The sequence below is a fragment of the Sporosarcina trichiuri genome (genome assembly GCF_030406775.1).
GTDB lineage: Bacteria > Bacillota > Bacilli > Bacillales_A > Planococcaceae > Sporosarcina > Sporosarcina trichiuri.
Genome location: NZ_CP129119.1, coordinates 1,380,549 through 1,394,028 on the forward strand (window position 1 = coordinate 1,380,549; position 13,480 = coordinate 1,394,028).

Annotated in this window: 12 protein-coding genes; 1 reads left to right on the top strand and 11 read right to left on the bottom strand. The window is 57.3% G+C overall.

The window, feature by feature from the left end; genetic code table 11:
- Nucleotides 1–12: 12 nt before the first annotated feature.
- The 4 genes from priA to gmk form a co-directional block, all read right to left on the bottom strand.
- The gene (gene priA, locus QWT68_RS07320; RefSeq protein WP_040286907.1) at nucleotides 13–2,424 is read right to left on the bottom strand and encodes a primosomal protein N'; all 2,412 of its coding nucleotides are present in this window, start codon (nucleotides 2,422–2,424) and stop codon (nucleotides 13–15) included.
- Entirely contained in the window at nucleotides 2,421–3,629 is a 1,209-nt protein-coding gene (gene coaBC / locus QWT68_RS07325; RefSeq protein ID WP_290150342.1) for a bifunctional phosphopantothenoylcysteine decarboxylase/phosphopantothenate--cysteine ligase CoaBC, read from the bottom strand. Before coaBC ends, priA begins: the two co-directional genes overlap by 4 nt.
- An 87-nt stretch (nucleotides 3,630–3,716) precedes the next feature.
- Complete coding sequence (gene rpoZ, locus QWT68_RS07330; protein ID WP_040286909.1) at nucleotides 3,717–3,941, bottom strand: DNA-directed RNA polymerase subunit omega; 225 nt, start codon at nucleotides 3,939–3,941, stop codon at nucleotides 3,717–3,719.
- 5 nt (nucleotides 3,942–3,946) lie between these two features.
- Nucleotides 3,947–4,564 (bottom strand): guanylate kinase, encoded by a 618-nt coding sequence (gene gmk / locus QWT68_RS07335; protein WP_040286910.1) that lies wholly within the window; start codon nucleotides 4,562–4,564, stop codon nucleotides 3,947–3,949.
- 138 nt (nucleotides 4,565–4,702) lie between these two features.
- On the opposite strand from gmk, the gene QWT68_RS07340 reads away from it, so the two are divergent.
- Nucleotides 4,703–6,394 (top strand): Rqc2 family fibronectin-binding protein, encoded by a 1,692-nt coding sequence (locus QWT68_RS07340; RefSeq protein ID WP_290150343.1) that lies wholly within the window; start codon nucleotides 4,703–4,705, stop codon nucleotides 6,392–6,394.
- A gap of 379 nt (nucleotides 6,395–6,773) precedes the next feature.
- Here QWT68_RS07340 and pyrE read toward each other — a convergent pair whose 3' ends face one another.
- The 7 genes from pyrE to QWT68_RS07375 form a co-directional block, all read right to left on the bottom strand.
- Entirely contained in the window at nucleotides 6,774–7,403 is a 630-nt protein-coding gene (pyrE, locus tag QWT68_RS07345; RefSeq protein WP_040286912.1) for an orotate phosphoribosyltransferase, read from the bottom strand.
- On the bottom strand, nucleotides 7,403–8,119 hold the full coding sequence (gene pyrF, locus QWT68_RS07350) for an orotidine-5'-phosphate decarboxylase (protein ID WP_040286913.1): 717 nt from the start codon (nucleotides 8,117–8,119) through the stop codon (nucleotides 7,403–7,405). Before pyrF ends, pyrE begins: the two co-directional genes overlap by 1 nt.
- Nucleotides 8,116–9,030, bottom strand: a complete 915-nt coding sequence (locus QWT68_RS07355) for a dihydroorotate dehydrogenase (protein ID WP_040286914.1) — start codon at nucleotides 9,028–9,030, stop codon at nucleotides 8,116–8,118. Before QWT68_RS07355 ends, pyrF begins: the two co-directional genes overlap by 4 nt.
- Nucleotides 9,027–9,803, bottom strand: a complete 777-nt coding sequence (locus QWT68_RS07360) for a dihydroorotate dehydrogenase electron transfer subunit (protein ID WP_040286915.1) — start codon at nucleotides 9,801–9,803, stop codon at nucleotides 9,027–9,029. The genes QWT68_RS07355 and QWT68_RS07360 overlap by 4 nt, the downstream gene beginning before the upstream one ends.
- Nucleotides 9,804–9,858: 55 nt before the next feature.
- Nucleotides 9,859–11,133 carry a dihydroorotase gene (gene pyrC, locus QWT68_RS07365; protein WP_290150347.1) on the bottom strand — a complete coding sequence of 425 codons (1,275 nt, stop codon included), beginning with the start codon at nucleotides 11,131–11,133 and terminating at the stop codon, nucleotides 9,859–9,861.
- Nucleotides 11,099–12,010 (bottom strand): aspartate carbamoyltransferase catalytic subunit, encoded by a 912-nt coding sequence (locus tag QWT68_RS07370; protein ID WP_290150349.1) that lies wholly within the window; start codon nucleotides 12,008–12,010, stop codon nucleotides 11,099–11,101. The genes pyrC and QWT68_RS07370 overlap by 35 nt, the downstream gene beginning before the upstream one ends.
- A gap of 155 nt (nucleotides 12,011–12,165) precedes the next feature.
- Complete coding sequence (locus QWT68_RS07375) at nucleotides 12,166–13,479, bottom strand: solute carrier family 23 protein (RefSeq protein WP_040286918.1); 1,314 nt, start codon at nucleotides 13,477–13,479, stop codon at nucleotides 12,166–12,168.
- Between the last annotated feature and the right edge of the window lies 1 nt (nucleotide 13,480).

The window sequence follows — 13,480 nt, forward strand, 5'->3', positions numbered from 1 at the left end:
TTTCTCGCCCCGTCAATAGATGACGACCGGGGATTTATCCACAGACAGCAGGAGCCCGTCTTTGATCCATCCGGTGCGGTAATGACGGATGAGCGCCTGCAGTGTCTCTGTCAGTTTCGGTTCTTTTTTGTATTTTATCAGACATTGGTACCTATATCTATTATTCACCCGGCTGACCGCCGATGCTGTCGGTCCGATCAGCACACTTTCCGGACTGAGCCTCTCTGTCAGGAAACGTGCCGCCTTTTCAGCATACTCGACGACTTTCAGCAGGTTCTCATGGCTGAATTGGATGTTGACGATATAGTAGAACGGCGGATAGCCGAACTGCTTGCGCGCCCCCATTTCCATCGCATAGAACGGCTCATAGAGCTGGGCCTTCGACAGTTCGATCGCATAGTGTTCAGGGGTATAGGTCTGTATGAAGACCTCCCCTTCCAGTTCATGTCTGCCGGCCCGCCCGCTCACCTGCGTCAGCAGCTGGAACGTCTTCTCGGCAGCCCGGAAGTCGGCCAGGTGGAGGGTCGTGTCGGCTGCGAGCACGCCGACGAGCGTGATGTTCGGGAAATCGAGCCCTTTTGCGATCATCTGGGTGCCGAGCAGGATATCCGCTTTCCCTTCACCGAACTTCTGCAGGAGGCGGGCATGCGACCCTTTCTGCCTTGTCGTGTCGACGTCCATCCGCAGTACACGGGCTTCCGGGAACAGGCGGCCGATCTCTTCCTCCGCCTTTTGCGTCCCTGTGCCGAAGAAACGGATATGCTCACTGCCGCATTCCGGGCATTCTTGCGGAACCGCGTCTTCGTGACCGCAGTAATGGCATTTCAGGCTTTCACTGGCCCGGTGGTAGGTCAGGGAGATGTCGCAGTTCGGGCATTGGATCGTCGTGCCGCAGTCCCTGCACAGTACGAAAGAAGAGAATCCGCGTTTGTTCAGGAACAGCACGGTCTGCTCATGCCTGTCCAGCCGTTCCCGGATCGCTTCGGCGAGAGGGACGGAAAACATCGACCTGTTGCCTTCCTTCAGTTCGTTCCGCATATCGACAACATGGACGGACGGGAGTGCCAGCTCTTTCACCCGGACAGGCAGCTCTAGAAGGTGATAGAGCCCTTTCGAAGCGCGTGCATACGATTCAAGTGCAGGGGTTGCGCTGCCAAGTATGACCGGACAGCGGTTGTAGGCAGCGCGCCAGATCGCGACGTCGCGCGCGTGGTAGCGCGGTGAGTCTTCCTGCTTGTAGGTCGATTCGTGCTCTTCATCCAGGATGATGATGCCCAGATTTTCGAAAGGAGCAAACACAGCCGACCTTGCGCCGACGACCACTTTCACTTCCTTCCGGTGGATCCTTCGCCATTCATCATACTTCTCGCCCGCAGAAAGGGCACTGTGCATGACAGCGACCTGATCATCGAAACGTTCCTTGAAACGCGATGTCATCTGCGGGGTCAGGGAGATCTCAGGCACGAGGACGATCGCCTCCCGGCCGTTTTTCACGACTTCCTCGATCGTCTGCAGATAGACTTCCGTCTTGCCGCTGCCGGTAATGCCGTGGAGAAGGAATACGCTGTCCTGTCCGTTACGGAATGCGTCCGTCACCTGCCCGACCGCCTCCTGCTGATGGGCGGTCAGCTCACGGGGGACGGCAGCCTCTTCCATGCGGACATCTTCCGGCTCCCTGTACACTTCTGTCTTATTCTCCTGCGCCGCCCCTTTGTCGATCACACTTTTCAGGACGGTCGCAGTGACGTCCGCCTCTTTCAGCAGACGTCCGGCTTCCATCGATTCACCTGCATGGCTGAGCATCCACTCAAGGAGCCTGCGCTGTTTGGCTGCCTGTCTGGACAGCCCGGACAGAACCCCCTCGATCGAAGCCGCATCCTGGATGGTGATCATACGGACTTTCTTGACCGCGGTCTGCTGCTTGACGAGTGTTTCCACACGGACCGCTCCGCTCGCTGCGGCGGCCTTCAGCTGTTTCAGCAATTCGGGGGTATCCGCCATTTTCAGCGGCACCCGTTCCCTGCCGCCCATCATATCCATGAGTGCCTCGCCTTGGATCCCATCGGGCTTCATAGCGACGATGAATTTCTCGTACTTCGCACGCATCGCTGCCGGCAGCATGACCTGCAGGGCATCGATCCGGTAGGCGAGCGTATCTTCCGCCAGCCATTTCGACATTTCGAGCAGTTCCGGCGAGAGGACCGGTTCGAAATCGATGAGCTGCTCGACGGACTTCAGCTTGGTCTCATCCAGACCGCTCGTCTCTTTCAGCCCGACGACATAACCTGCCACTTTGCGCGGACCGAACGGCACTTTGACCCGCATGCCGGGCTCGACGAATCCGCGGAACAGTTCCGGGATCTTATAGTCGAAAGGCCTGTCGATCGGATAGGCGGCAACATCCACAATCACTTCTGCGATCATTGCGCATCAGATCCCTGCGCCGCGACAGCTGTCAGAAGCTCCTTCGCAAGCGCCCGTTTTTCCATGGCGGGAAACGGTGTTTCACTGCCGTCTTTCGACAGGAGGGTCACGACGTTCGAATCGCTTCCGAAACCGCCTGACGGATCCGTCACGTCGTTGACGATGATCCAATCCAGGTTTTTCGAAGCGAGTTTCCCTTTTCCGTACGTGATCGCATCATCCGTCTCAGCTGCGAACCCGATGAGGCATTGGTGCGTCTTCCGGTCACCGAGTGTTTTCAGGATATCGGCCGTGCGTTCCAGTTCCAGCACCGAATTGCCTTCTTTCTTCTTCATCTTGTTCGGATGCACGGTCTGCGGGCGATAATCCGCGACAGCCGCCGATTTCACGACATAATCGGCATCATCATACTGCGCAAGCACGGCTTCCAGCATTTCAGCAGCACTTTCGACACGGACAACCGCCGCACCTTCAGGAGGATCGAGTGCAACCGGCCCTGTGATCAGGACGACGTCCGCCCCCAGTGCGACTGCGGCTTCCGCCATCGCATAGCCCATCTTGCCGCTTGAAAAATTGGAGATGTACCGCACAGGATCGATCCGTTCCAGGGTGGGGCCGGCTGTCACGACCACTTTCTTGCCCGCAAGCGGACGCTGCGGCTGCTCTGTAAAGAAGGCAGCGGCCAGTTCTGTGATCTTCTCGGGTTCTTCGAGACGTCCCCTGCCGACATAGCCGCAGGCCAGGAACCCTTCCGACGGTTCGATGAATTCATAGCCGTCACGCGCCAGACGGTCGATGTTCCGCAGGACTGCCGGATGCTCGTACATATGGACATTCATGGCCGGCGCTATCCAGACCGGGGCTGTCGCCGCAAGCAGCAGTGTGGTGACCATATCGTCCGCGATCCCGTTCGCGAGCTTGCCGATGACATTCGCGGTCGCCGGAGCGACTATGATCAGGTCTGCCCAGTCGGCAAGGTCGATATGCGCGATGACGGAGGAGTCCTTCTCATCGAATGTATCCGTATAGACATCATTCCGGGACATGACCTGGAACGACAGGGGCCGGACGAATTCCGTGGCGGATTCCGTCATGACCACCTTGACCGCCGCACCTGCCTGGCTCAGTCTGCTCACGAGTGCCACCGCCTTATAGACTGCGATGCCGCCTGTCACGCAAAGTAAGATCTTTTTGTTTGTCAGCAAGATGTTCAATCCTTTCCAAAAATGACAAACTCCCCAAGAAAATCGATTTCTAAGGGAGCGTCCATTTCTTATTCAGCTTGGGAGTTCTCAGATCTCGTCTTCATAGACGATCGAATCATCGGTCTTCTGCTTGTTCAGCAGGCCGGCTGCAACTTCTTCCAGTGCTTTGCCGACATTTTTGTGCGATCTGTACTTCATCGTCTCTTCGTTATGGTTTTCCTGGATATCACGGGCGCGCTTCGCTGCCAGTGATACGAGCGTGTACTTCGAATCGATCTTCTCTTTCAGTGAATCTACCGATGGATACAGCATTGGTTTCATTCCCCTTCCAGCATAGCTAAATAGCGTTCTTCGACACGTTCTCGTCTGCAGTGCTCCGCTGTGACGATGGCGTTGATGCGGTCGCACGCTTTCGAGACTTCGTCGTTCTCCACGACATAATCATACAGATCCATCATCTCGAGTTCGTCCCGCGCTTTTGCAACGCGCGATGCGATGACTTCGAGTACTTCCGTGCCCCTGCCGACGAGCCGCTGCTCCAGATGCGACAGGCTCGGCGGCGCCAGGAAGATGAACAGTCCGTCCGGCATCTTTTCACGCACTTGCGCTGCGCCGACCACTTCGATTTCGAGAAAGACATCCCGACCGGAGTCGAGCGTCTCGTTCACATAATCGAGCGGCGTCCCGTAGTAGTTCCCTACATACTCGGCGTGCTCCAGCAGCTTGCCCTCCGCGATGAGGCGTTCGAACTCCTCGCGCGGACGGAAATAATAGTCGACGCCATCCGTCTCGCCTTCCCGCGGCAGCCGCGTCGTCATCGAAATCGAATATTCATAATTCGTATCCGGCTGTGTGAACAGTTCTTTCCGGACAGTCCCTTTTCCGACACCCGAGGGGCCGGACAGGACAATCAAAAGCCCTCGTTGTTTAAACATGGAATCCCTCTTCTAAACTATAGTCTTTCTTTTCAAATCAGCCCTGACCGGGAACGATCCGAAGAATGTATTCGTATTATACCATATGTCAGCCGTCTAGTGCTAAAATGGAGAAAACGAAAAGAAAGAGGAATGCACATGGCATTTGACGGGTTGTTCACAACCGCGATGAGACGCGAACTGCAAGCAATCGAAAACGGCCGGATCACGAAGATCCATCAGCCGAACGCCCAGGAGATCGTGCTGGTCATCCGTGCTGAGGGACAGAACCGGAAACTGCTGTTTTCGGTCCATCCTTCCTATGCACGTGTCCAGTTCACGGAAGAGACGATCCAGAACCCATCGGAACCGCCGATGTTCTGCATGACGATGCGGAAACACCTGGAAGGGGGCACGGTGACCGCTGTCCGGCAGACAGGCACGGACCGCATCCTTACATTCAGGATCCGTTCGAAAAACGAAATCGGCGATGATATGGAACGCGAAATCATTTTCGAGATCATGGGCCGGCACAGCAACTTTGTGCTGATCGATCCGGAACGCAATATGATCGTCGACAGTCTGAAGCACCTGCCGCCTGCGGTCAACAGCTACCGGACCATCATGCCGGGCCAGCCGTATGTACCGGCACCCGCCCAGGACAAACTCGATCCGTTCGAACTGACGGAACAGGAATTCGACACACTGCTGCCGGAATTCGACTCGCCGAAAGCGGTCGTCGGCCGTCTGTCCGGCTTCTCTCCCGTCCACGCCGAGGAGCTGCTGTACCGGATGCACAATGCGGACAGCCCGCGGGCATTCGATGTGTACAATGAATTCGTGCGCACTTTCTCGGACGGTCCATTCAGACCGAATGCAGTCGAGAAGGACGGCAAGCTGCTGTTCTCGGCAGCGGATCTGACCTTCACCGGTCAGCCGCCGACGCTCTATCCGACTCTCGGCGAATTGCTCGACAAAGTGTACTTTGCACGTGCGGTCCGTGAGCGGGTGAAGGCGCAGGCCGCCGATCTCGAGCGCTGGCTCGACAACGAGATCGCGAAATTGAAACTGAAAGTCCAGAAACTCGAGAAGGAACGCAAGGATGCCGGGCGGCTCGATACGTTCCAGCTCTACGGCGAACTGCTGACCGCGAACAGCTATGCAATCGGGAAAGGGCAGAAGGAAGCGGAAGTCGACAACTATTATGAACAGGGCACGACGGTCACCATCCCGCTCGATCCGCGCAAGACGGTCATCGAGAATGCCCAGCGCTACTTCTCGAAATATGCAAAAGCGAAAAATGCATTGATCCAGATTGCCGACCAGCTCGAAAAGGCAGCCGAGGACATCAGCTATTTCGAAATGGTGAAGCAGCAGGTCATGCAGGCATCGACCGATGATATCGACGAAATCCGGGATGAACTGGCAGATCTCGGGCTGATGAAAGCACGGAAAGGCAAGAAGAAAGCGAAGCCGAAAAAGCCGATGCCGGAGTCCTACGTGTCGACGTCGGGCACCAAGATCTCCGTCGGCAAGAACAACCGGCAGAACGACTGGCTGACATCGAAGCTGGCCGCCCGCAATCATATCTGGCTGCATACGAAGGACATCCCGGGCTCCCATGTCGTCATCCATGACGAACAGCCCGATGACGGGACGATCCAGGAGGCGGCAGCACTTGCTGCCTATTTCAGCAAAGCGCGCGGCTCCGCTTCCGTGCCGGTCGACTTCACGGAAGTGCGGCATGTGAAAAAGCCGAACGGCTCGAAACCCGGCTTTGTTATCTACTTTGAACAGCAGACGGTCTATGTCACACCGGACGAGGACCTCGTCCGCAAACTGAAAGCATGATCAGCACACCGGCAGGGCAGCAGCCCCGCCGGTTTTTTCGTATTCCCAGTGGTTATTGGCGGTCCTTGCAGCAGGGACGCCCCGGGAAACTTGAAAGTGATCATAAACGTGGCCGTTCCGCTCATAAATCCGGAAAAGTGATCATAAAACAGGAATTCCGCTCATAAACATCCGGATTTGCTCATAAACCCCTGAAAGTGATCATAAACAGGCCCGCTGCGCTCATAACTTCACAATCAGCCTCCGTCCAGCCCCACTCCCGCGGCCAAACTCTCGATGATCTCCGCTTCCTTCCCCGCAGGATGCTTTTCCAGCCGATCAAGATATCATTCCTTCCTGGAACCAAAAAAGAAGCAGGGGAGGCCATCCCTGCTTCCTGTCAATTGTGCAGTGCCCCTGTCTTCAATCTGCCGTGCCAGTCCTTCAGCGGAGCCAGGGATTCCTGGCGGATGGCGCCTGTGCGTGCCGCCACTTCGGCCAGCGCATCGAAATCCGTCAGACTTGTATACGTCAGATCCGCTTCCGCGAATGCCTGATCGGCGCTGTCGAGACCATATGTAAAGATGGAGACGATCCCTTCCACGGGTATACCCTCATCACGGAGTGCTGCCGCTGCCGTCAGACTGCTGCCCCCTGTCGAAATGAGATCTTCCACGATGATTGCGCGGTCCTCCGGTTTCACACGGCCCTCGATCTGTTTACTGCGTCCGTGCCCTTTCGCTTTCGACCGGATATAGACCATGGGCAGGCCAAGGATGTCCGCAACCCAGGCAGCGTGCGGGATTCCTGCTGTCGCTGTTCCCGCGATGACTGTTGTGTTTGGATACTGTTTGCGGATGATCTCCGCAAGCCCTTCCGCCACCCGGCGCCGTCCGGCCGGGTCGGACATGATCAGCCGGTTGTCGCAGTAGATCGGCGACTCGATGCCGGACGCCCATGTGTACGGCTCGTCGGGACTGAGTGTCACAGCCTCCGCGTTCAGCAATATTTCTGCAATCTCCTGTTTCATCATCGTCCATCCATCCCTTTCCATTGATTCACGATTTCCCGATAGGCTGTGAGCGGATCCGCCGCCTGGGTGATCGACCGGCCGACGACGATATGTGTCGATCCGAGCTCCCTCGCCTGCGTTGGGGTTGCGATCCGCTTCTGATCGTGCGCCGCATCATCCGCCATCCGGATGCCCGGCGTCACTTTCAGGAATTCCTTCCCACAGGCATCGGCGATCTTCCCTGTCTCCAGGACAGAGCACACGACGCCGTCCAAGCGGGCTGTCTGCGCGAGCTTTGCATAATGCAGAACGGACTCATCAAGCGTCCGTCCGATCAGCTGTTCACGCTGCATCTGTTCTTCGGTGGTGGAGGTGAGCTGTGTCACCGCTATGAGCGAAGGGCGCCGTCCCCCTGCCGCCGTCCCCTTGTCAAGCCCTTCCAGCGCCGCTTCCATCATGGCCGCACCGCCAGCCGCGTGGACATTGACCAGATCCGCGCCAGTCTGAGCGATTGAAGTCATCGCCGACTTCACCGTATTCGGGATATCATGCAGTTTCAAATCGAGGAACACGTCGAACCCTCTCTCTTTCAGCTGGTGGACGACTGCAGGACCTTCCTTATAGAACAGCTGCATCCCGACTTTCACGAACGTTCCTGTCTCGAACGGCTCGAGGAAGGTCATGGCCGACTGTCCGTCTTCAAAATCGAGTGCGATGATCGGTGATGTATTCATACTCTGTGGCTCCTTCCGATTAACTCCGCTGCCGTGGCTGCCCCGATTTCATCAAGCGCTGCCGGCAGTTCGCGGATGATCTCCGGGCAGACGAACGGATTGACGAAGTTCGCCGTACCGACGGCGACCGCGCTTGCGCCCGCCGACAGGAAGTCGATGACGTCCCCTGTGTCCGTCACGCCCCCCATTCCGATGATCGGGATTCCGACTGCCCGGCTCACTTCATGGATCATCCGTATCGCGACGGGCTTCACCGCAGGGCCGGACAGCCCTCCTGTCCTGTTCGCGATGACAGGCTTGCCGGTCTTCCGGTCGAGCCGCATGCCGACAAGTGTATTGATCATCGTCAGTCCGTCTGCACCGGCTGCTTCGACAGCTTGTGCGATCACAGTGATGTCCGCGACATTCGGCGACAATTTCACATAGACAGGCACGGACGATACGGCTTTGACCGCCGCCGTCAGTTCGCCGGCGAGAACCGGATCCGTGCCGAATGCGATCCCTCCGCATTTGACATTCGGACACGAGATATTCAGTTCCAGCGCCTGGACGTTCGGCGCTTGTGAGATCGCTTCCGCCACCTGGACATAATCAGCCACTTCGGAACCCGCGACATTCGCGATGATCGGCACGTCGATCTCTGCAAGCCGCGGCAGTTCATCCTGCAGCACGCTGGCCAGGCCGGGATTCTGCAGGCCGATGGCATTCAGCATGCCGGCTGCCGTTTCTGCGACACGCGGCGTCGGGTTTCCGAAGCGCGGCTCCAGAGTCGTCGCTTTGATCATAATCGCGCCGAGCTGGGACAGATCATACAGATTGCCGTACTCCTTGCCGAAGCCGAAACAGCCTGATGCCGGCATGATCGGGTTCTTCAGTGACAGGCCCGGCAGTTCCACCGCCAACCGGTTCATATGGCCACCACCCCTGCTGGGAATACCGGTCCGTCCGAACAGACTTTGACGTACGGCCGGCTGTCAGTTTCTTTCGTTTCACAGACACAGGCGAAGCAGGCGCCTATGCCGCAGCCCATCCGCTGCTCGAATGACAGGTAGCCGGGTTTGCCGGCATACGCCTCCTGCACTGCGGACAGCATAGGTGTCGGTCCGCATGTATAATAGACAGAGAAATCGACAGGATGCGCACGTAGGGAATCCGTCACGAATCCCTTCTCGCCGGCAGTGCCGTCAGCTGTGACGATCCGCGTTTCGCCGAGTGCTGAGAATTCCTGTTCATAGAAGACGGCGGATGCCGTCTGGAACCCGAGCACGTGGACAACACGGACACCCGCAGCTGTCAGCTCTTTCGACAGCTGGTAGAGCGGCGGCACCCCGATGCCTCCGCCGACCAGCAGTACCGTTTCGCCCGGCTTCGGCTGCCCGCTCGGAAACCCGTTCCCGAGCGGTCCGAGTACGTCGACGGAGATACCCACAGCTTTTTCCGCAAGGATTTGCGTCCCTCTTCCTTCCGCCCGGAAGATGATCGTCATCCGCCGGCGGTCCCTGTCATAGGAAGCGATCGAAATCGGCCGGCGGAGCAGCGGCTCATATGTATCGGTTACCCGAATATGGACGAACTGGCCGGGCGATGTGATTTCCGCCGCCAGTTCCCCTTCCAGCTCCATTTCCATGATGCGGTCAGCAAGCTGACGTTTGCTTCGAATGACCATCTTGTCTTGCAGTATCATTTGCGGACCTCCTTTGCTGTCATCCTGTCTGTTTGCTCTGTCTTATCTGTGTTTCCTATTCCTTATCTTCATAGACTGTCTGTCCGCCGTACAGCGTCATGACAGGCCATCCTGTACATGTCGTCCCTCCGAATGGCGTGTTCTTGCCTTTTGAGAGGAATGACGCCGGCTCGATCGTCCGTTCTGCCGACAGATCGAGCAGCACGAGATCCGCCGGTATTCCTTTTGCGAGCTTCCCGTAAGGAAGGCGGAATACGTCAGCCGGCTTACCTGCAAGCCAATCCACAAGCTGCTTCAGCGACCAGTCCCCGTTTTTTACGAAGTGCGTATACAGAAGCGGGAAGGCTGTTTCGAACCCTGTGATCCCGAACGGCGCCTTCTTGAATCCTGCCGCTTTTTCCTCCGCTGTATGCGGTGCATGGTCAGTGGCGATGAAATCGATTGTGCCGTCGAACAGCCCTTCTCTCAGAGCTGCCAGGTCCTCATGTCCCCGGAGCGGCGGGTTCATCTTCCACATCGCGTCGTCGCCGGGAATATCGTGCTCGGTCAGCAGCAGATGATGCGGTGTCACTTCAGCGGTGACGCGCACGCCTGCCCGTTTCGCATCCCGGATCACCCGGACGGATTCCTTCGTGCTGACATGGCATACATGGTAGTGGGCGCCCGCTGCTTCAGCGAGCAGGATGTCCCGGGCGATATGGACCGACTCCGCGACTGACGGGATGCCCGGCAGGCCGAGTTCCTTGTTGCGCGTCCCTTCGTGCATCGCACCGCCATAGATCAGTGTATTGTCTTCGCAATGGGCGACGACCGCCATATCGAGCTTTGCCGCGTCCTGCATCGTCTCGTACATCATCCCGGCTTCCTGGATGCCGACGCCGTCATCCGTGAACGCGAAGGCACCATGCGCTTTCAGTTCTGCAAGGTCCGTCCGCTCCTTCCCGGCTTCCCGGATCGTAATGGATGCGTACGGCAGCACCCGGATCGATGCATGCTGGCGTATCAAGTCATTGACGTATTCCAAATTTTCCGCCGTGTCCGGGACAGGCCGCGTGTTCGGCATTGCGCAGATTGTCGTATAGCCGCCTTTTGCCGCCGCTTCCGTACCGGTCGCAATCGTCTCTTTCCGTTCTCCGCCCGGTTCACGCAAGTGGACGTGGACATCGACGAACCCGGGTGCGAGACAAAGCCCCTTGCCATCGATCAGTTCTGCATCGTTTTCCGCAAGTCCCTTCCCGATTTCCTCGATCCGCCCGTCCCGGATACGGACGTCCTTCAGGTCTTCGGGTGTTTCATCATATAGCCAGATATTTCGGAGCAGCTTGTGCATGTACGTTTCCTCCCCGTAAAATCATTTCCATCGCTGCCGCGCGGATATAGACACCGTTCTCCACCGCTTCGTAGACACGCAGCTTCGGGTGATGCATGAGTGATTCAGCGATTTCGACACCCCAGTTGATGGGCGCAGGATGCATGATGATTGCATCCTCTTTCAACTTTGCTGCGCGTTCTTCGGTCAGACCGTAGCGGGCGTGGTATTCCTCTTTCGTATAGCTCATCTTTTCATCATGGCGCTCGTGCTGCACACGCAGCAGCATGACGACATCCGCTTTTCCGATGATCTGATCCCACTCCGGCAGCGCATCGTAGTCGCCGGACCATTCCGGCGGGCAGACGAAACTGACGTTCGCACCGAGCTTCCTCAGCGCTTCGGCATTGGAAGCGGCGACGCGGCTGTGTGACAGATCTCCTGCGATGACGATATTCAAGCCGCGGAAACTGCCGAATTCCTCTTTGATGGTGAACAGGTCCAGCAGCGACTGGCTCGGATGCTGACCAGTGCCGTCGCCGCCGTTGAAAACGGGGATCCTGATGCCTTCCAGCTGCTTGTAATAATCCTTTTCGGGATGACGGATGACCACCGCGTTGACACCGAGCGCTTCCAGGGTCTTGACCGTATCGAACAGCGTCTCCCCTTTTGTCGTGCTCGAGTGGCCCGGATCGAACTGGATGATCTCAAGACCCAATTTCCGTTCCGCGATTTCGAAGCTCAGTTTCGTCCGGGTGCTCGGTTCGAAGAACAGGTTGCTCACCAAGTATTTCCCGGGCAATTCACGGATGCCGTGGCGCTTCAAATATTCCGCATAATTCAGGATCTCCATGATTTCCTCTTCGTTGAATTGTGTCATTGTCAGTAAGTTTTCCATGCTGTCATCCTCCTTTAGTTGAGGAAAGGCCGTAAAAAAAGCCTTCCCGGCAGGCAGGAAGGCTATTTATGTACAGACGGGTCCTGTCAGTCCAGGACACCATTCACATAAACCTTTCCTTGTCTCTCAGTACAATGTTAAAAGGTCACGCGTATTCAGTTGTCTTTGCTGATGAAGATCGGATCTTCCGGATGATCCTCGAGTGTCTGCTTCTCCCGGCCAGGCAGCAGCAGATTGAGCAGCACGCCGACGATCGCTGCCAGTGCCATCCCTTCGATATGGAATGTCTCGCTGAAATTGAGCGAGGCGCCGCCGATGCCGATGACCAGGATGATCGACGTGATGACCAGGTTGCGCTGGTTGTCGAAATCCACATGGTTGTCGACGAGCATACGGAGGCCGGATGATGCGATGATCCCGAAAAGCAGGATCGAAATTCCGCCGAGCACCGCTGTCGGAATCGTTGCGATGAGCGCCATCACTTTTCCGAGGAACGAAAACAGGATGGCGAACACGGCGGCTCCGACGATGACATACACGCTGTAGACCCGGGTGATCGCCATGACGCCGATGTTCTCGCCATACGTCGTCTTCGGCGGTCCGCCGAGCAGACCGCTGATCAGCGTCCCGACCCCGTCACCGAGCAGCGAGCGGTTCAGCCCCGGATCGCGGATGAAATCCCGCTCCACGACCTTGCCGAGCACGAGCTGATGGCCGATATGCTCGGAAATCGTGACAATCGCGATCGGCACCATGATGAACAGCAGTGTCGGTGTCACGACGAAGTCATATGTGACGCCCGGAATCAGGAAGTCCGGAAATGCGAACCACTTCGCCTCCATGACAGGCTGGAAGTCCAGGATACCGATGACCGCCGAGTAGATGTAGCCGATGATGATTCCGATCAGCACAGGCATCAGGCTGATGACGCCGCGGAAGAACATCATGCAGATGACCGCGGCGGCCAGCGTGACGATCGCTGCCGAAAAATGAAGAAGACTGTAGGTGGACACGCCGTCCACGTCGATGCGGCTCGCCATCCCGACAGCCGTCGGTGCGACTGCGAGACCGATCACCATGATGACCGGCCCGACAACGACCGGCGGCAGGATGTTCATGATCCACTTATGCCCGGTCTTCCAGATGATGAGTGACACGATCGCGTAAACAAGTGCGACGAACATGCTGCCGATCATGGCGCTGCCGATTCCGCCTGTTTTCGTCGCCACCTGGATCGGTACGATGAAGGCGAATGAGGAGCCGAGGTAGGCGGGCACTTTCCCCTGCGTTATGACGATGAACACCAGTGTTGCGATTCCGCTCGTCAGCAGTGCGATTGCAGGGCTCAGTCCGACGAGCTGGGGGACGAGTATCGTCGCCCCGAACATCGCGAACATATGCTGGAGACTGAGCGCAAGCCATTTGCCGGCTTCCGGTTTTTCATGGACGTCCAATACTTTTTCTGCCATT

Bases quoted from the DNA above. Each gene is read 5' to 3' on its own strand.
- gmk (WP_040286910.1), bottom strand. From the start codon at position 4,564: ATGTTTAAACAACGAGGGCTTTTGATTGTCCTGTCCGGCCCCTCGGGT.
- QWT68_RS07360 (WP_040286915.1), bottom strand. From the start codon at position 9,803: ATGATACTGCAAGACAAGATGGTCATTCGAAGCAAACGTCAGCTTGCT.
- priA (WP_040286907.1), bottom strand. From the start codon at position 2,424: ATGATCGCAGAAGTGATTGTGGATGTTGCCGCCTATCCGATCGACAGG.
- QWT68_RS07370 (WP_290150349.1), bottom strand. From the start codon at position 12,010: ATGGAAAACTTACTGACAATGACACAATTCAACGAAGAGGAAATCATG.
- QWT68_RS07355 (WP_040286914.1), bottom strand. From the start codon at position 9,030: ATGAACCGGTTGGCGGTGGAACTGCCGGGCCTGTCACTGAAGAACCCG.
- pyrE (WP_040286912.1), bottom strand. From the start codon at position 7,403: ATGAAACAGGAGATTGCAGAAATATTGCTGAACGCGGAGGCTGTGACA.
- QWT68_RS07375 (WP_040286918.1), bottom strand. From the start codon at position 13,479: ATGGCAGAAAAAGTATTGGACGTCCATGAAAAACCGGAAGCCGGCAAA.
- QWT68_RS07340 (WP_290150343.1), top strand. From the start codon at position 4,703: ATGGCATTTGACGGGTTGTTCACAACCGCGATGAGACGCGAACTGCAA.
- rpoZ (WP_040286909.1), bottom strand. From the start codon at position 3,941: ATGCTGTATCCATCGGTAGATTCACTGAAAGAGAAGATCGATTCGAAG.
- pyrC (WP_290150347.1), bottom strand. From the start codon at position 11,133: ATGCACAAGCTGCTCCGAAATATCTGGCTATATGATGAAACACCCGAA.
- pyrF (WP_040286913.1), bottom strand. From the start codon at position 8,119: ATGAATACATCACCGATCATCGCACTCGATTTTGAAGACGGACAGTCG.